The following is a 19,370-nucleotide window of genomic DNA, read 5'->3' on the forward strand; positions in this document are numbered from 1 at the left end:
AACAGTATAATAAAATATTCTATTTGTCAAATAAAAAATGCTATGCACTGCATAACATTTTAAAAGTCTAAAGCTTCTTTTACAACATCAATTGGCATATCTTGATCTGTCCATAATTTAAATGAAGCAGCTCCTTGATAAAGCATCATTCCTAGACCATTAATTGTTTTACATCCTATTTTTTCAGCTTCTTCTAATAATTTTGTTTTTTCTGGCATATAAATAACATCTGAAACAATTAAATCTTTTCTTAAATAAGAAGTATCTGGTAAAACCATTTTTCCTTCTAATTTACCCATACCTACATTTGTTGCATTTGTAAAAATAATTGACTCATTGATTTCTTTTCTTAATGTTTCATGATCATTTAAATCAAATAATTGTGCTTTACATTGAGTTTGTGAATTGATTTTTTCTACATTTTCTAAAGCACGATCCCATGAAGCATCTTTAATATTGAAAATACTGATTTCTTTAACACCATCTAATGCAGCTTGCATGACGATTGCAGTAGCTGCTCCACCTGCACCAACAATTGTCATCTTTTTACCAATAATATCAATTCCTTGATCTTTTAAAGCTGTCATATAACCTGTTCCATCTGTAATAGTTCCAGTTAAAACACCATGATCATTAATAACAGTATTAATAGCGCCACACATTTTAGCAATTGGTGTAATATGATCTAAATATTGACCAATTGTTGTTTTATAAGGCATTGAAACATTCCATCCTCTTACATTTAAAGCTTTGAAACCTTTTACTGCATCTTCTAATTGATCTGGTTGAATATCAAAAGCTAAATATGCATAATCTAAGCCTAAAGCACGACATGCAGCATTGTGCATCACTGGTGATTTAGAATGTCTAATTGGTGTAGCAATAAGTCCCAATAATTCTGTATGTCCTGTAATTCTTTTTTCCATTTTTATTTCCCCCATATATACTAATAAAAAAGTCTCTTCATCCCATAAGGACGAAAGAGACCATCGCGTTACCACCTTACTTCGTTATTATTTCACAATAATAACCTTACTAAGTACCTACATACTCATACACGTTAACGGGTGTTACCGGAGATATTTACTAACTTCAATACTCTACTCCAAGAGGAATTCAATCATCAAACATAACTTTTTTTCACCAACCAAAAGCTCTCTACTTATGTTTTAATCATCTACTACTTCTTTTCACTGTATTTATTTGTATTAAACCACTTCGTCATTTATTTGTCAAAGATTTTTATAAGCATATTGCAAAATATCGCCCCCTCATGGGACGATATTTATTTTAATCTATTTTCTTTTTTCTAATATAAGTTAAAACAACTAAACTTCCTACCAATAATAAAGCAATACCTATAATATTTTCATCATCACCTGTTTTTACTTTTTTAACATCTTGTTTGTTTTCTGCTTTTACAGGTGTTTCCACCACATTTGATTCAATAATAAATTCAGTAGATGCACTTCCTGTTGTTGAATTAATACTTATTGTATGTTTTCCAACTGATAAAGTATTTAAATAATCACTTTTTAATGTGATAATCGTGCTTCCTTCTTTAGATGAATAATTCTTTGAATCAATTATCTTACCATCAATAGATACACTTACAAAATCAGAATAATCTGCATCTGAAACAAATACTAAATCTATTTTGCTATCTTTTTTCCATTTACTATTTTGACCTTTTATAATTTTAGGCGTTTTAATATTTACCATTCTTTCATATCCACAAACATTACAAACAGTATCTTTATCATCATCAAATATATGTTTCGATTCATCTTTATGATTATGACATACTGTACATTCTTGCCAATGAATTTCTTCATTATTCATCCATTTTGTAGAATAATTATGTTCTAATAAATCACCATATTCTTGATTACAAAGTTCACAAACAGCTTTTTGTATGCAAGTAGCTTTTCCACCTGAATGATTTGTACATATAATTTGTCCATTATTTATAATTGTGCCATTTACAACAACCGTACCATTGTTCGTAAATTTAGCTTTATCAGGAATTGTTAATGTTGTTCCTTCTGGTATTATTAAAGTTTTTTCAGATGAAACCGTTTCTTCATCGATTACAGTGGCATTACCAATAACTTTACCATTATTACCATTGAAAAGAACACTATCATTAATAGAATCATAAGATTCATTTCCTGTTGTTGTTATCCAAGATTGATTAATTGTTGTTGTTTGTCTAGCTTTTATTCCTTCTGTATCTTGTGGAGCATTAGCATCTACTTTACTGTTTTCTATAGAAAGATTACCTCTTGTAAAGATTGCGATATCACCTGTACTAGTTGCATTAATGGTACTATTTGAAATAGATAAAGCAGCATTTCCAAATAAAGCAGGATAGTATCCTTCAGCTTCAATTTGTGCATTTTCAATTTTTAAATTATTCGCATAAATACCGTTGCTTTCTTTACTTATTGCCTTAATAGTTCCACCATTAATTTCTAAATTATTATCTACGCTTAAAGCAGCATCATAGCCTCTAGCCACCACTTTAGAATTCCCAAGCACTTTCATAGGAGAAAGAGAAATAATTCCAAAACCTGCATATTTTCCTGTTGTTGATTTTGCTTCCGCTTCTAAATAACTATTATCTTTTAAAGTTATAGATGCACCAAATGATTCTAGTCCTGAAACAGAATATTCCGATGGCGTTTCAGGGTCATCTTGTAAACAAATAAGTTTCGCGTTATCTTCTAATAAAACCGAATGAGTAGTATCACGACTCTTAACTCCCAATTGTAAAGGCGCGTATGTTCCATTTCCTGTATATGTAAGAACCGCATTTCCTGATATCACACATTTTCCATTCCATTCAGCCGAATTTCGTGCCACATTTACATTGATTGTTGTATCCGTAACATGAAGTGCACTATCCATATAAGATGTTTTTTGTGTTACAGTAAAACCTTCTGTATTCAATACTCCTGATCCATATATAGTTAAATCATTAGCTGAAATTCTTTTTAGTTTATTATTTGTATCTTTAGGCACTTCAACTACCATCTTCACAGGGCTATTTTGTACTATAAAGCCCCCATTACATACTAAATTATTAAGTTTTAAATAAAAAGCTTGATCAACTTCATTAGAATTATTACTTCCCCAAAAATTAATTTGTTTATCAGTCGTACCTGTCAATTCATAATTAACATCTCTTTTACGAATATTAATGCCTGTATCTGTAATTTTATAGTTTTCATTTTCAACATTTGCTCCTCCTACATCAATGACGATTGGTGCATTCGTTGGTGTTGCCGCCATTACTGAAACTGGCGCTAATAGTAGCATAAAGCAAAATGTTACAAGCATTGTAATGAGTTTCTTATTCATATTTTTTCCTCCTTCACCATTAAATTTTGATACCGCAACTCTCATATAAAACTAATAAATAATCGTTACTTTAAATTGTACAAGCACCATTTTTTGAGACTGTATGTCTCATCTATCTATAATATACTTCTTTCCCTCTTATTTGTCAATTTCACACACAAAAATTATATGCAAAATAAAAAACATCAACTTAAGAATATAATCTTAAAGTTGATGTCTCTTTTATTTTTTCATCCATGTATGGGGACAATATTCATCATAATCTATTTCACCATAAGCTTTAAAGCCTAATTTTTCATAAAAAGGTTTAGCTTGTAATTGCGCATGTAAACAAACATTTCCTTGAATTAAAGAACAGGCAGTTTTAACAATATATTGTCCTACTTTTTTTCCTCGATATTCTTTAATAACTGCAATTCTTCCAAGCACATTTGACTTTAAAGATTCATCATAATAAAAACGACATGTTCCTATCGGTTGATTATTTCCAAAAACAACAAGATGTTGACAAAGATCATCTAAATCATCAAATTCATCTTTAAATCCTTGTTCTTCCATAAAAACTTTAATTCTAATTTCTTTTGCTTCTTGAGGCAATTGATCATAAATTTTATAATTCATATTTTTCTCCTATAATAACATTGTTGCGACAACAATTGGAATTGTAATCACTGATAATAAAGTTGAAACAACAATATTTCTTGTAACGATTTTTACATTTGCATTATATTGTGTTGCCAGCATTAAAACCATTGATCCTACTGGCATCGCATTTGTAATAATTGTAATATTAGCGTAATAAGCATCAATGTGTAATAAACGACACATGATCATTGTTACAAAAGGAACAATCATTAAACGAACAAAAGCAAAGACATAACTACGCCAATCTGTAAAACTATCTTTAATAGGATAAACAGCTAATGATGAACCAATCATCATCATTGAAAGTGGAGCTGTAAGTGAACCAACACTATTAATCGTATCCATAAGTACACTAGGAAGTTGAATATCGAATAAGTAAATAAATATTCCTACAAAAATCAAAATAATTCCTGGTGTTAATAATTGTTTAAAATTTAATTTAAATTCACTATCGTCTCCTTTTGTTAGACACATAATAGCGTATGTATACACAAAAAAGTTAAAAGCCATATGAATAAGTGATGCATAGAAAACAGCTTCTTGTCCAAAAACATCTAATAAAACAGGATATCCCATAAATCCTGTATTCGCAAAAACGACCATACATTCATAAACAGGCCAATCTTTTTTAGGAAATGGAAAGATTCGATTAATGATTTTCCCTAAAATAATAAAACCGATATACATTAAAATACCTGCACCTATCATTAAAAAGACAATACTTTTATTACTTCCTTCAACCCCCGCAATAGAACTAATAATCAACATTGGTGAAGCAACATTGACAATTAAAGCTGATATTTTTTTATTTGTATATTCATCAAAAATATGGCATTTAAATAAAACAAATCCTAAAATAAGTAATAAAAACAATTTTAACATTGTTTGAAAGACAACCATGATATCCATAAATTTCCCCCTCTATAAATCCTTACTATCTTATCACAATTCAATTTTTTCTTTTGTTTTTTTCAAAAAACTAAAATATTATCATTTTTGCCTGTGTATCATAACAAAAAAATTGTAATAAAAGGGGTAATCCCGAATTATTACAATCTTTTAATTAATCTAACAAAGATTAATATAAATCTTTCTTTGTTCTCTTTAATTTTAAAAATAAAGTACCTAAACCAATAAAAATAATTAATAAAACAACAATCATATAGAAAGTTCCAATACCTAATGTTTTTGAACCTAATAAAGATAAATCAAATCCAAACCATCCTGTTGGTGCACCATAATTTAAAAAATTATAAGGAGCCAACATATCCTTGTACCATCTTATATGAAAAACATTTCCTAAAACAATCACATAACCTACATAAACAAGTGGTGGTACTACTGAATAATAAACATGTTTTTCATCTGGTCTATAGTGTTCACTAAATAATAGAAAATCAATAATAGCAAGAACTGGTGTAATGAAATGTACACATAAACTTCCTGCTCCATTATTTAAATAGGCACCAATAAATCCCTGACTATTCGTTGGTGCAAGTAACAACATATAAACAAAGAACGTTAATGTAATGGAAATCGTTGCCATAAATTTAATAAGGTACATCCCTTGTGGTATATATTTTGCTTTTTTTAGATCATAAATAATGAAAATCACTAACACAATATCTATAAAGATATTGGATAAATTCGTAAAATACGTAAAAAACATCCAATGATCTAATGATTGTAACATTCCATAAAGAGATGCGACTACTGCAATGATTTTCATTATTAAAGATATCTTACTCTTTTTCATTTTTATCACCCGCAACACTATACCACAATATACTTTGAGGTTCAAATGTTTTTATGAACTCTTTTTTTGATAAAGACGAATTACAAAAATAATGATACTTAATGAAACAAAAGCAACAAATAATGTTAATAATACATTTTGTGTAAATCCAGCAACAAGATATCCTATAAAACAAGCACTTGCGACAACTAAGGCATATGGAATTTGAGTGGTTACATGATAAAGATGATTACATTGCGCCCCTGTAGAAGCCATAATTGTCGTATCTGAAATAGGTGAAATATGATCACCACAAACGGCACCTGCAAGAATGGAAGCAATGGAAATCACCAACATTGTTGATCCTTTTGGAAATAAAGAAGTTGCCATCGGAATCAAAATACCAAAAGTTCCCCAAGATGTCCCTGTTGAAAAAGAAAGACCTGCCCCAACAATAAATAAACATGCTGGTAAAATAGCTGTTGAAATAGAAGCAGATTGTAACGTATTATAAACAAATGCCCCTGCTTGTAACTGATTAGAAACTAAATCTCCTAAAGACCATGCAAGAACCAAAATCAAAATAGACGGAACCATTGCTTTAAAACCTTCAGGAATACATTCTACAAATTCATTATAAGAAATAATTTTTCTTGGAATATATAAAATAAAGACAAAGATCAAAGTAACAAATGTACCATAAACAAGCCCTCTCGAAGCATCACATTGACTAAAAGCAGTAATTAAATCTTTTCCATCAAAGAATCCTCCAGTATAAATCATCCCAATAATACAACTCATAATTAAAACAATAACAGGTAAAATCAAATCTAGAACTTTCCCCTTTTGATTATAAGAAATTTCTTCATTTGTCTGATAAGAATCATCCCCAAAACAAACATCGCCATTTTGAGCAGCTAATTCATGTTTTTTCATCTTTCCAAGATGAAACTCACTGCCAATAACATAACAAACCATGACAATTGTTAAAAGAGCATAAAGATTAAAAGGAATTGTATTTAAAAACAATTGAAAACCATCCCCTGAGGTATAACCACTTACAGCTGCAGCCCATGATGAAATAGGTGCAATAATACAAACAGGTGCTGCTGTACTATCAATAATATAGGCAAGCATTGCTCTTGAAACTTTAAATTCATCTGTGATTTCACGCATAACACTTCCAACTGTTAAACAGTTAAAGTAATCATCAACAAAGATAACAACGCCTAAAATAAAAGTAGAAAACAAAGATTGTTTAGAAGATTTCATCTTCTTTTTAGCCCATTTTCCATAAGCTTGACTTCCTCCACTTTTAGTCATTAAAGTCACAATAATTCCTAACATTACTAAAAATATTAAAATTCCAATATTAGAAGGTTTACTTAAACAATTAACAACTGTATCAAACAATAAATTTAAACTTTCAACAAGATGAAAATTTGTTAGTAATAAAGTTCCTGAAACAATTCCAATGAGTAATGAAATATAAACTTCTTTTGTTTTTAAAGCAAAAATAATTGCGATTACAGGCGGTAATAAAGCCCATATTGTCTTTACATAATTCATTCTTTTCCTCCATAAAAAAAGTACCTTGAGAATATCAAAGTACTTTACATACAAGATAGCTCTCCACTAAAAAGTGACAAGAAATTATATATTTTATAATTTCCCAGATAAATAACATTTGGTGCTGTTATTTTCTTCGGCACGTTTCCCTTTCATTGTTGACTGTCACCAAACATTATCAACAATTACTCTTGATTCATGCACCTCTACCAATTCTTCTATTTTGTCTTTTCAAGAATAACAAAGTCCAACATACTTGTCAATCAAATTGTATGAAATCAAGTACAATTTATTATGATATAATACCTTTAGGAGGTAGTAAAATGAATGATTATATCATAAACTTTTTAAAAGAAATCATGGCAATTGATAGTCCTTCTGGATATACCAAAGAAGTCATTCACCATTGTCAAAAAGAAGCTGAGAATTTAGGATTTCATACGCATCAAACAAATAAAGGAAATCTAGAAATTTATGTTGAAGGTCAAGATGATTATACAGTAGGATTTTGTGGTCATGTGGATACTTTAGGATTAATGGTTAGAAGTATTAAAAGTGATGGCACATTAGCTTTTACAAATGTTGGTGGTCCAATTATTCCTACATTGGATGGTGAATATTGTCGTATTCATACAAGAAGTGGTAAATGTTATACAGGAACAATTCTTTCTAATTATCCTGCTGTTCATGTTTATAAAGATGCTAAAAGTGCACCGAGAGATTGTGAAAATATGCATGTAAGAATTGATGAAGTAGTTAAAAATAAAGAAGATGTACAAGCTTTAGGTATTCAAAATGGTGATTATATTGCTTATGATCCTAAAACTGAAATTACAGCATCTGGTTTTATTAAATCACGTTTTTTAGATGATAAAATGTCTGTCGCTATTTTATTTGGAATACTTAAGCATTTAGCAAATAATCATATTAAACCCAGACATAATCTCATTGTTATTATTTCTACTTATGAAGAAGTAGGACACGGAAGTAGTTATATTCATCCTAATATTGATGAATTGATTGCTGTAGATATGGGATGTATTGGTGAAGATTTAGCTTGTAGTGAATATGATGTCAGTATTTGTGCTAAAGATGGTAGTGGACCTTATGATTATGATTTAACTTCTAAACTCATTGAACTTGCAAGTACGCATCAGTTACAATACGCTATTGATATTTATCCTTATTACAGCAGTGATGTTTCAGCTGCTTTACGTGGTGGTCAAAATATTAAAGGCGCTTTAATTGGCCCAGGTGTAGCAGCTAGTCATGGTATGGAAAGAACACATCTTCAAGCTGTAGAAAATACTTTAAAATTATTACTTGCTTATATAGCATAAAAATGTTGCCAAATGACAACATTTTTATTTTACTTTAACACCAAGGATCCCTATTAAATCTACAGCTTGAAAATCATTAATAATCAATCCTTTTAAACTTGCCAGATCAAACATTGCCCCTTGTATTTGACATGTAGATAAATCTAATCCTTTATGATGTAATGAAGCAAGTTCACTTTGTATTAAATTTGTTTCATTAAATTGTATTTTTTTAAAGTTTGCATCATAAAATGATGCTTCTTGTAAATCACAATGATCAAACATAACATTGAACAATTGACTTGATGATAAATTACTATAACGTCCCTGACAATGATCAAATAAAACATCTTTTAAATTTGTTTCAATAAAAGAAATTCCTGTTAATTTACAGTTTTTAAATTGTACACGATTTAAATATTGATGATCAAAATTTTGATTTGATAGATCACATTTATCAAAAGTAACATCTATTAAATCAAGATGCTTTAATGAAACTTTAGTAAAATCAATATTTTCAAAAAGACAACCATCAAAAGTTAAATCTTGAATAATTGTTCTTTGTTGAATATTTTGATCAATATGAACATCTTGAAATTTCATTTTTTTTAAACATTCTTCAAAACTTGTTTTTTCTATATAGGATAGTTTAGGTGCAACTAACTTCATTTTTTCTCCTTCTTTAAGGAATCCCAAAAATTCCAAAATTCTTTTTTTTGAACAATTCCATTTCTACTTAAAATAACATAATCTTCTCCTTGCCAAGCATAAAAGACATCTGTTTCTTTAAAATCATTTTTTAAATAAAATTGTTTTCTTTTTATTCTTTGTTCTTTATTAGAAGTATCTTTAATTTTTTCAATATCTACAATAATCTTTTTAGAATCATATTGTTTTGCTAGATCATTAAGAATATAGCTTCCTATACCTTGATCACGATATTCTTTTTTTACAGCAAGATATAAAATATGCGCTATTTGACTTTGAATACATAAAATAGCAAAACCTACAAGTTGATTTTCTTGATAATAACCATAAATAGCGCCTAAATGTAATTCATCAAATAATCGAGTTAAATCCATTTGTTCATTTTTTGGAAATGCTTGTTGATAAAGGGTATACACTTCTTCTATTTCTGTGCTATGAAAAGCGATTTGTTTTTTTATCATTTTAAAAAACTCTTAATTTCTTAAGAGTTTAAATAAGTCCTTTTTCTTCTAATTGTTTTAAACAATAAGCAATTCCATTATCGTTGTTAGATAAAGTAATGTAGTTTGCTCTTTCTTTTACTTCATCTACAGCATTTTCCATAGCAACACCATATCCGCAATATTCAATTAATGATAAATCATTATAACCATCACCAAAAGCAATTGTTTCTTCTTGTTTAATTCCTAATTTCTTACATAAAACATCTAAAGAAGCAGCTTTATCAATTCCATTTGCCATACATTCAATAAAATAAGGATCACTTCTATAAATAGACATCTTTCCTTCATATGGAGCTTTGAATTCATCTAAAATTTGAGCCACATATGCAGGTTCTCCAGTAATCAATACTTTATTGACATCAAAGTTCACTTCTTTTTTAAAATCTTGAACATGTTTAATATTCATTTTTGTTGTGAAACTTTCTAATTGAATCCAATGATCTCCAATATCTTCTGTAATGATTTCAGTAGCGTTATATGTAAGTGGTGATAAACCAAATACTTTGGCACGATCATACATTTCATGAGCAACTTTACTTGATAATGTTTGTTCATAAACAACTTCATTTGTTTTATAATCTAAAACTCTTGCTCCATTGAAAGATAATAAATATCCTCCTACTTGATCTAAAGTTAATTCTTTTGCTTCTTTAAAGATACCAGCTGTTGGTCTTCCAGAAGCTAAAACAATAATAACACCTTTTTGTGCTAATTTAATAAGTTCTTGCTTTGTTTCTTCTAAAATATTTTTATTTTTATCTGTTAATGTTCCATCTAAATCTAATGCTATTAATTTATACATTTTTCTACCTACCTTTGCGACTATTATAACAAAGCCTTTATAAAAAACAAAATTATTTCTTAAAAAGAAAAAACAATGTTTTCACATTGCTTTTTCACGCCCCTGCCAAGGACTTTCATTATAACATATTTTATAATTCAAAAATATGATTTAATAGTTCTATTCCTGTTTTTGTTTTAAAAACATTCTTTTTCATTTTTTCGATAGCTTCTTTAGTTAAATTCGATTCATCACCATTTACTAAAAAGTCAGCTTCTAATAAAATTTGATAATCTAAACCATCTACATCTTTATACGTATGATGATGTCCTACTAAATAAGCCACACGTTCAATAAAAGCTTCATCTAAAGAATAATTTTTTAAGAAATCTTTTACTAAAACTGGTCCTTCTTGTTCTTGTAAATATCCTGCAGAATTTCCATATTTTTCACGACACATTGGACAAGCTATATCATGAACAATAGCAGCTACTTCGAGTATTTCTTGTTCTCTTTTTTCTAAATGCTCTAATTTTCCAATAATACGTGCATATTGATGCACTTTTAAAAAATGGGCAACATCATGTTTGATTTTATTTCCTTGAGTATATAAAATCATGCCTTGTTCAATTTCTTCAATCATTTTCTTTCTCCATTTGATCAATAAGTTCGATTACTTCTTGAATCATCCCATCACAATGAGGTTTCTTTTGTCCACCATTCTTTGCATTTTCTTTAAGTAAATCTGCACAATTAATAAGTCCATGATGATTATTAGAAATTGTTTTGATAAATTGGTTCACTTTTGCTGGTGAATCAATTCCTTTTGCTCCTAAAATCATTAAACCACTGGTAATAGCACCACAGACGCTCCCACATTTCATACCACCACCAAAGTTACATCCCAAATGATTAGCAAGTTCTTTATTGATTCCTAAATCATCGGCATAAACTTCCATAATTGTTTGTGCACAATTATGAACCATGGGTGTAGCATTTCTTAATTCTTTTGCTTTTTCTATATGTTTATTCATCTTTCAAATTCCTTTTCTTTTTATATCTTTATTATAACGAATTTTTATTTTGAATAAATCTTTTTTTGCCAACTTCTTTTTTGACAATGTGGACATTTCATATATCTTGTTCTTCCATAATGCATTGCAAAATAAACTTGTTGATAGCTTGGAATATATTTATGATGACACTTTTGACATTCATAATAGCCTTCTTCTGTTTCTATTTTTAAAGCAATTGATACACCAATAATCAAAAAGATAAAGCTTAAGATAAACAAGATGACTTTTAATACACTGTTTTCAACAAAATAAACAGACATAAAAATTAAAATCAAAAAGATACTCGTTGAACCAATGCCAATAACATTTTCATAAAAGAACATTTTCTTTGTTTGTTTTACTTCTTGATTGGCCATCATTAATAAATTATCTTCTGCTTTTTGTTGATAATTTCTTTCTTCGATAAATTCTCCCGTTAACAGCTCATTGACTGAAATATCTAATATTTGACAGAGTTCTAACATATACATAGGATCTGGTAGACCCTTTCCTCTTTCCCATTTAGAAATTGTCCGATCACTAATTCCTAAATAGCTTGCAAGCTTAGCTTGTGTAAGCTTTTTATCTTTTCTTCTTTGAGCAATAAAACTTCCTATTTTTTCTTGATTCATAACTTTCACCTCACTTGCATTTTATGTATATTCATACAAAATGTAAACAAACGCATCGTAGAGATAAGAAAAGCAGCCTTAATTGGCTGCTTGATGATGATAAACTTTTGGGCGTACATGAATGAAATAAACAAGTGCTAGTGCTAATACAGTAACAAACCAACTAATTGGATAAATGATTAATAAATGATCGTATGAGGCAATTGATGGATAAATTGTATATAAGTAAGCAAGTCTTACTCCACAAATTCCCGCAACACAAATACCTGCTGGAACACTTGAATAACCAACACCTCTCATTACACTTGAGAAAACTTCAATTGACATGTTAAGGAATTGGAATGGTAAAATAATTTTCATTCTTGTATAAGCTAAACTAGCTACTGAAACATCTGATGTAAAGAAACTAATAAAGAAATGATCAAAGATTACAAATATCATACAAGCAACCATTGTTGTTGCTCCCCCTAATAAGAAAGATTGAAGTGTAATCTTTTTACAACGGTCATATTTTTTAGCACTATAATTTTGTCCAATAAATGTAACCGCAGCTTGAGCAAATGAACTTAATATATAATAAGCAAAATATTCATAGTTTAAAGCTGCTGAACTGGCTGCAATAGCATCTGATCCTAAAGCATTTAATGATGATTGAATGCAAACATTTGAAATAGAGAAAACCATACCTTGTAAACCAGCTGGAACCCCAATTTTCGCAATTCTTTTTAAAATTCTTCCATTAATTTTTAATTCTTTTAAATCAATTCTTAAAGCATCTGTTTCATGTATTAACCAATAAAGTAACATCATAGAACTAAAGATATTAGAAACAACAGTTCCAATAGCTACTCCTTCTACAGACATATGTAAAACAACAACAAAGAATAAATTTAAAATAACGTTAATGACTCCACCAATAAATAATGCAATAAGTGGTCTTTGAGTATCTCCTTTACTTCTTAAAACAGCTGCAGCAAAGTTATAGAGCATGACAAAAGGAACCCCAATAAAATAAATTTTTAAATATACTTCTGCAAGATTAATAATATCATCGGGTGTTGACATCAACTCTAAAATAGGTCTTGCGAAAAAGAATCCTACAAACAATAAAACAATTCCAATAATCACCGACATTAAAATTGAAGTATGTGCTGCAAGTGATGTTCTCTTTTCATCATTTTGTCCTATAAATGATGCAATAACAACATTAGCACCTATTGATAACCCTACAAATGAGTTAACAAGTAAATTAATGATTGGACCATTTGCTCCAACGGCAGCTAATGCCCCACTTCCTGCAAAACTTCCGACAACAGCAACATCCGCTGCATTAAATAATTGTTGTAAAATACTACTTGCTGCTAATGGTAAAGCAAAAAGTATGAGCTTGTTCCAAATAGAACCATTTAACATATCAAATGTTTTCTTTTTCTTCATATTATCCCTCCTGTTTACTATTCTATTTCTTTTAATTCAAGATGTACAATAATAATTGTGCAATCTACTATAACTTAAATGTATAGTGATATTTTATCTTCTTTATTTTTATTATTCCAATACTTTTATTGTAGATAATATTATGCTTATAAAGCATATTTTGACAAAGAAAAAAGAAATGAAATCATTTCTTTGTCATACGATATTGCTTTTCTAAAGTAAGCCAACGTGATGCCTCCACATGAAAGAATGCTTCTAATTTTTTAGCAATTTCTTCATTAAGTTCACATTCCCCTAAAATAAGTTGTGTCACTTCATCTAGATTCATATCCATCTTTTGTGCAAAATCGTTATAAGAGATATTTAAAGTTGTAAGTATATCTCGAATATAATATCCCGGTGCATAAGCAACCGCATTTGTACTTTTATCCATCTTTTTCACCCAATATGTATTATATTCTTTCTGTTATTTTGTTGCAATAAATTATTTCCAAGGAAATAATTTAGAAAAGAGTCAGAAAAAATCTAACTCTTAAATAATTTGGAAAATATAGAATTTTAAATAAGATGTTTCTTCCATTGTCCATAAAATAGGATGATCTGCATTTTGTTGAGTAACAGAAACTTGTTTTAAAACAACGCCTGCTTCACTTGCAGCTTCTCTTAACATTTTTTCAAAATTAGCTGTTTCCATAAAACGTGAACAACTACATGTAATAAGATATCCTCCATTTTTTAAAACTTTCATTGCTTGTTTATTGATTCTTTTATAACCATTATAAGCTTTTTGAACAGTTCTTCTTGATTTCGTAAATGCTGGTGGATCTAAAACAATTATATCAAATTCATTTTCTTTTAATTCATCTAAATAATCAAAGACATCTGCTTGTACAAAATCAATTTTTTCTTCTAAATGATTAAGTTTAGCATTTTGATATCCTTGATCTAATGCTGTTTTAGAAACATCAACAGAAACAACATAACTAGCATTTCCCATAGCAGCATTTAAGGCAAAACCACCTGTATGACTAAAACAGTCAACGACACGTTTTCCATGAGCAATTTTTCTAAGTAAATAACGATTTGATTTTTGATCTAAAAAATATCCTGTTTTTTGTCCATTTTCAACATCTACATGTAATAATAAACCATTTTCATTAATAATTGTTTGTGTAGGTAAATCTTTATTTTTATAATAGCCTTTATATTGTTCTAAACCTTCTTTAGTTCTAATTTGGATATCATTTCTTTCATAAATACCTTTAACATCTTCTCCATCTGCTTTTAAGACATCTAAAACAATTTCATAAATCATATCTTTAATTTGTTCTAAACCATAAGAACTGATTTGACTTACTAAAATATCATTATAACGATCTATCACAAGTCCAGGTAATAAATCAGCTTCTCCAAAAATTAAACGACAATTAGATAAATTATCTCCTTCAACAGTTTTTCTAAAATCATAAGCTTGTTGAATTCTCTTTTTAAAAAATTCACGATCAATTATTTCTTTTCTATCTTTAGATAAAATACGTACCGTAATATGACTTTTTAAAGAAATAAAACCTGTTCCTAAATATCTTCCTTTATTTGTAACAATATCAACAAGTTCACCATTTTTTATTTGAGGATCACATTGTTCTAAATTATTTTTATACATCCACATTTGACCTTTATCAAGCCAAGTAACACCTTCATCTGAAATAATAATTTCTGGATAATTTCTTTCCATTCTATTGACTCCTTTTATTTAATATTTATACCACCAAAAATACAACGTGCATTAAGATAAATAACTTTTGTATTTTCTATTTTATTTTCTCTTTTATGAAGATCGACACCACCTAAAAAATTAGATGATTGTATTTGAATATTTACATCATCTGGCAAATATAAATCAACCCCACCAAACAAAGTTGAAATCGTAATGTTCGTTTTCTCATTTAAATAAGCCTTTGATAAATCTAATATCAATCCATTAAAAGTAACATCATAATTTCCACCTGTATATAACTGATTATCATAAATATTTTGACGAGGTTTCTTTTTATTAAAAGTATCTTTAAAAATCATTTTCAATCCTATTAATACAAAGATAACAGGAACCACTAATTTCCATGCAAATTGAAAATTTATTAATCCTTGACAATAAAGCAATAAATAGATACCTACAATCAAACCTATGATGTTTCCTGTTTTATCTTGATCTTTAAATAAACCAAAAAAACAAGGAACAATAATAAATAATGTCCACCATCCATCAAAGAATAAATCTATATTTGTAATATGAAAAGCATTTAGTCCGATAATAACTCCAATAATGATCAAAATAAGGCCTATAACGGTATTTTCAATTTTTTTCATAAATTTCTCCTCAATTCATCATTATAGCATATAAATAACATTTTGATTAAACAAAAATAGCACTTATGTGCTATTAATGAAGTAATTCGATTTCATGAATGAAATCATGTTTTAAGATATCTTCGAATTCATCTGATATTTCTTTAGAAGTTTCTTTCTTTAATTCAATAAGAAATATAATTTGATATTCTTCGATTAGGATTGATGAAGGATTATTCTTCATCAAATGTAAAGCAATCGATAAATTATCATCATTGATTTTACAATTATGTGATTTACAAATTGCCCCTAATTCCTTTCTTGTCATGGTTTGTAACTTATGATTTAATGCGTTCATATCCTTCATATTCACCCCTTCTTTCTTACAAATATTATATCTCTAATAAATAAGGGATTCAACGAATATGACCTATTGTTCGATTTCATAAATGTCTTCCATTTTAATTATTTGACCATTTTGAAGAGTAATTGTTTGATAAATTGAATCTATCTTTTTTATTCTTTGAATGGTCGTCAAATAATCTCCACCTGATTTTTTTTGATCTTTTTTGAAGTAAGTAATTTTTATCTTTTCTTTAGTTTCTATAAAATAAAGTAATTTTTGATTTAAAATACTTTTTTTATTTTCATCAAGCTCCTTTTTATCTTCTGTTAGCCTTTGGGTTTCTTGAATAAGTTGTTTATGTCCTGTAAGAGCAGCAAAAGGAGCAAACTGTGCTGCACGATCTTTTTGAGACATATGTTTATACTTTTTAGATTTTTTATAAGGAAGATTTATGATATCACTATAATCATGAATATTTTTGATTGTGGCCATTACGCTTTATGTCCCCCTATAATTTCATTTCTTTCTCTTGTTGTTGCTCCTTCTTCTAAATTCATTCCTTTAAGAATTGCATTTTTACCATATTTTTGTTTGATTTTAAGAGTTGCTTTTTGTAAATTCTTTTCTTTTTCTAAAGCTTCTTTTTCATATTTTTGATTTATATTTTGATGATTTGTAAATAAATTCAATTGTTGATGATAAATCATATCTTTTACTTTATCTTCATATAAAACATTGGATGCTGAAATATTAATTCTTTTAACCAATAAATTCCTATTTACTATTTCATCAAATTTTTTTATTACTTCTTTAATTATCAATTTTGATGATGAAGTATAACGCTCTAAATTGATTGTTCCGTGTGCATGTTTAGGAATCTTTCGATTATAACGATCAATCATCATTTCTCCATGATATTCATTATCTTTATCATAACCAATCGTTAAAACAATTTGATTGGTTACTAATCCTTTTTCTACTAAATCAAGTGCTAACAAATCTAACATTTCTTTAACAATCAATTTTGTTTTTTCAAAATTATAAGGACGACTTAATACCTGACCTGTTCCAATACTATTTCTTTCGGGTTTATAATTTTTAATATCTTTCATTGTACATGATTCATAACCCCATGCATGGTCAATAAGTAACTCAGCATTAACACCAAATAAATCATAAAGAAGTTTTTCATTATAATATTCATTCTCTGCACCTTGTGAACATTTTGCGATATCTCCCATTGTATAAAGTCCTTCTTTTTCTAATTTTTTAGCATATCCTTTCCCTACTCGCCAAAAATCAGTGATTGGACGATGATTCCATAAATACTTTCGATATCTTTCTTCATTAAGTAAGGCAATACGTTGCCCATTATCATCTTTGTTTATATGCTTAGCAACTATATCCATTGCGACTTTACATAAATATAAATTCGTACCAATTCCTGCTGTCGCTATAAGGCCTGTTGTTTCATAAATATCACTTAAAATTTGGGAAGCTAACTCTTTAGGTGTTTTTTGATAAATGTGAGTATAATGTGTTATATCCATAAAAACTTCATCAATTGAATAAACATGAATGTCTTCAGGAGAAACATATTTAAGATAAATTTTATATATTTCTTGGCTCCACTTCATATAATGGGACATTCTTGGAGTGGCTATTTCATAAGCTATTTTTAAATGTTTATTTTTTTGTAGTTCACTTTCTAAGCATGATTCACCATTAAAATAATGACTTTCTTTTAACCTTTTATTATTTTCTCTGTTAATGATTTGGATTACTTCAAATAATCTTGCTCTACCTGAAATACCATATTTCTTTAAAGAAGGAGAAACAGCTAGACAAATTGTTTTTTCTGTCCTGCTAGCATCAGCAACAACAAGATTTGTATCTAAAGGATCATAACCTTTTTCAATACATTCGACAGAAGCATAAAATGATTTAAGATCTATCGCTAAAAAAATGCCCATTTTGCATCTCCTTTCTTTCATAAAAATATAGTAAAATATCTTATCTAAATATATAACAAAAATTCAAAAAAAGTAATAAGTTATTTTATAAATAATATTTAACTGATTATTTATGGTGTATACACTTTTTTATTTATTTTTTTAAACTTTTCTATATAATAAAGACCTAGGAGGAATTTATGAAAGAATATAAAACACTTTTATTTGATATAGATGGTACTTTACTTGATTTTAAAAAAGCTGAAGACTATGCTATGCATAAAACATTTAGTGATCATCATTTAGAATTAACATCAGAAATATTTGAAATTTATGAAGAAATAAATTCAAAATTATGGAAAGATTTTGAATTAGGATTAATTGATAAAAAAACAGTAGTTTATACGCGTTTTGTTAAATTATTTAAGAAACTTGGAATTAATGAAGATGGTGTTGCATTTGAAGATGAATATCAATGGAATTTAGGACATGGTACGTATTTGATTAAACATGCCATTGAAATATTAGAATATCTTTCTAAAAAATATGATCTTTATGTTGTGACAAATGGCGTGGCTAGTACACAATATAATCGATTAAAGTTATTAGATTTAAATAAATATTTTAAAGATATTTTTATATCTGAAGAAATTGGATACCAAAAACCTAAAATTGAGTTTTTTGATTACTGTTTTAGACATATTGAACACTTTGATAAAGATACAGCACTTATTATCGGTGATTCTCTTACAAGTGATATGCAAGGCGGTATAAATGCACAAATTGATACATGTTGGTATAATCCACAACATGATAAAGCATCCATAAAAATTGATTATATTATCCATGATTTAAAAGAATTAGAAAATATGTTATAAGGGTTCTCATACAGGAGAACCTTTTTTGATGAATAAAAAAACATAAAAAAAAAGAAGGAACTGGCAACGAGCTATTTTCGCACAATGTACTATCTTCGCCG

General features: G+C 28.4%; 21 protein-coding genes, 1 riboswitch and 1 other annotated feature. Of the genes, 2 read left to right on the plus strand and 19 right to left on the minus strand.

The annotated features are described in order from the left end of the window. Positions 1-59: 59 nt before the first annotated feature. The 6 genes from LJD32_RS09620 to LJD32_RS09645 all read right to left on the minus strand — a co-directional run bounded on the left by LJD32_RS09620 (position 60) and on the right by LJD32_RS09645 (position 7,312). Positions 60-926 (minus strand): shikimate dehydrogenase, encoded by an 867-nt coding sequence (locus LJD32_RS09620; protein ID WP_032089781.1) that lies wholly within the window; start codon positions 924-926, stop codon positions 60-62. A gap of 43 nt (positions 927-969) precedes the next feature. After that, positions 970-1,203, minus strand: a binding site (T-box leader). Positions 1,204-1,290: 87 nt separating this feature from the next. Beyond that, complete coding sequence (locus LJD32_RS09625) at positions 1,291-3,363, minus strand: carbohydrate-binding domain-containing protein (protein WP_227392265.1); 2,073 nt, start codon at positions 3,361-3,363, stop codon at positions 1,291-1,293. A 222-nt stretch (positions 3,364-3,585) separates the two neighbouring features. Next, positions 3,586-3,984, minus strand: coding sequence for a GNAT family N-acetyltransferase (locus LJD32_RS09630; protein WP_227392266.1), 399 nt, complete (start codon positions 3,982-3,984; stop codon positions 3,586-3,588). 9 nt (positions 3,985-3,993) lie between these two features. After that, complete coding sequence (locus tag LJD32_RS09635) at positions 3,994-4,917, minus strand: AEC family transporter (RefSeq protein WP_022002318.1); 924 nt, start codon at positions 4,915-4,917, stop codon at positions 3,994-3,996. A 169-nt stretch (positions 4,918-5,086) separates the two neighbouring features. Continuing rightward, positions 5,087-5,764, minus strand: coding sequence for a Pr6Pr family membrane protein (locus LJD32_RS09640; protein ID WP_147580586.1), 678 nt, complete (start codon positions 5,762-5,764; stop codon positions 5,087-5,089). Between the two features lie 51 nt (positions 5,765-5,815). Beyond that, on the minus strand, positions 5,816-7,312 hold the full coding sequence (locus LJD32_RS09645; RefSeq protein WP_227392267.1) for a Na+/H+ antiporter NhaC family protein: 1,497 nt from the start codon (positions 7,310-7,312) through the stop codon (positions 5,816-5,818). Positions 7,313-7,360: 48 nt separating this feature from the next. Beyond that, a riboswitch (Lysine riboswitch) is annotated at positions 7,361-7,529 on the minus strand. Between the two features lie 106 nt (positions 7,530-7,635). Between LJD32_RS09645 and LJD32_RS09650 the strand changes: the two genes are divergently transcribed. Next, entirely contained in the window at positions 7,636-8,652 is a 1,017-nt protein-coding gene (locus tag LJD32_RS09650; protein WP_227392268.1) for a M42 family metallopeptidase, read from the plus strand. Between the two features lie 24 nt (positions 8,653-8,676). On the opposite strand, the gene LJD32_RS09655 is transcribed toward LJD32_RS09650, so the two are convergent. The 13 genes from LJD32_RS09655 to LJD32_RS09715 form a co-directional block, all read right to left on the minus strand. Next, positions 8,677-9,300, minus strand: coding sequence for a pentapeptide repeat-containing protein (locus LJD32_RS09655; protein WP_227392269.1), 624 nt, complete (start codon positions 9,298-9,300; stop codon positions 8,677-8,679). Further along, the gene (locus LJD32_RS09660) at positions 9,297-9,800 is read right to left on the minus strand and encodes a GNAT family N-acetyltransferase (protein WP_118661997.1); all 504 of its coding nucleotides are present in this window, start codon (positions 9,798-9,800) and stop codon (positions 9,297-9,299) included. The genes LJD32_RS09655 and LJD32_RS09660 overlap by 4 nt, the downstream gene beginning before the upstream one ends. Positions 9,801-9,828: 28 nt before the next feature. After that, on the minus strand, positions 9,829-10,644 hold the full coding sequence (locus tag LJD32_RS09665; RefSeq protein ID WP_032089775.1) for a Cof-type HAD-IIB family hydrolase: 816 nt from the start codon (positions 10,642-10,644) through the stop codon (positions 9,829-9,831). Positions 10,645-10,774: 130 nt separating this feature from the next. Then, positions 10,775-11,266: an HD domain-containing protein gene (locus LJD32_RS09670; RefSeq protein ID WP_172583852.1), complete on the minus strand. Its 492-nt coding sequence runs from the start codon at positions 11,264-11,266 to the stop codon at positions 10,775-10,777. Continuing rightward, positions 11,259-11,657, minus strand: a complete 399-nt coding sequence (locus LJD32_RS09675) for a C-GCAxxG-C-C family protein (protein WP_117827202.1) — start codon at positions 11,655-11,657, stop codon at positions 11,259-11,261. The genes LJD32_RS09670 and LJD32_RS09675 overlap by 8 nt, the downstream gene beginning before the upstream one ends. Before the next feature lie 44 nt (positions 11,658-11,701). Then, complete coding sequence (locus LJD32_RS09680) at positions 11,702-12,310, minus strand: helix-turn-helix domain-containing protein (protein ID WP_147580590.1); 609 nt, start codon at positions 12,308-12,310, stop codon at positions 11,702-11,704. 78 nt (positions 12,311-12,388) lie between these two features. Then, positions 12,389-13,747, minus strand: coding sequence for an MATE family efflux transporter (locus LJD32_RS09685; protein ID WP_227392270.1), 1,359 nt, complete (start codon positions 13,745-13,747; stop codon positions 12,389-12,391). Between the two features lie 184 nt (positions 13,748-13,931). After that, positions 13,932-14,180: a helix-turn-helix transcriptional regulator gene (locus LJD32_RS09690; RefSeq protein ID WP_022002329.1), complete on the minus strand. Its 249-nt coding sequence runs from the start codon at positions 14,178-14,180 to the stop codon at positions 13,932-13,934. A gap of 99 nt (positions 14,181-14,279) precedes the next feature. Then, on the minus strand, positions 14,280-15,482 hold the full coding sequence (locus LJD32_RS09695) for a class I SAM-dependent rRNA methyltransferase (RefSeq protein WP_227392271.1): 1,203 nt from the start codon (positions 15,480-15,482) through the stop codon (positions 14,280-14,282). A 14-nt stretch (positions 15,483-15,496) separates the two neighbouring features. Further along, positions 15,497-16,114 (minus strand): LiaF transmembrane domain-containing protein, encoded by a 618-nt coding sequence (locus LJD32_RS09700; RefSeq protein WP_227359184.1) that lies wholly within the window; start codon positions 16,112-16,114, stop codon positions 15,497-15,499. A gap of 73 nt (positions 16,115-16,187) precedes the next feature. After that, positions 16,188-16,460, minus strand: coding sequence for a DUF2624 family protein (locus LJD32_RS09705; RefSeq protein WP_032089768.1), 273 nt, complete (start codon positions 16,458-16,460; stop codon positions 16,188-16,190). Between the two features lie 63 nt (positions 16,461-16,523). After that, positions 16,524-16,931 (minus strand): YolD-like family protein, encoded by a 408-nt coding sequence (locus LJD32_RS09710; protein WP_227392272.1) that lies wholly within the window; start codon positions 16,929-16,931, stop codon positions 16,524-16,526. Further along, complete coding sequence (locus tag LJD32_RS09715; RefSeq protein ID WP_227392273.1) at positions 16,931-18,412, minus strand: DNA methylase; 1,482 nt, start codon at positions 18,410-18,412, stop codon at positions 16,931-16,933. The genes LJD32_RS09710 and LJD32_RS09715 overlap by 1 nt, the downstream gene beginning before the upstream one ends. Positions 18,413-18,591: 179 nt before the next feature. Between LJD32_RS09715 and LJD32_RS09720 the strand changes: the two genes are divergently transcribed. After that, on the plus strand, positions 18,592-19,269 hold the full coding sequence (locus LJD32_RS09720) for a YjjG family noncanonical pyrimidine nucleotidase (RefSeq protein WP_227392274.1): 678 nt from the start codon (positions 18,592-18,594) through the stop codon (positions 19,267-19,269). The last annotated feature ends 101 nt before the right edge of the window (positions 19,270-19,370 follow it).

The sequence above is a fragment of the Faecalibacillus sp. TM498 genome (assembly GCF_020589955.1).
Classification (GTDB): Bacteria; Bacillota_I; Bacilli_A; order Erysipelotrichales; family Coprobacillaceae; genus Faecalibacillus; species Faecalibacillus intestinalis.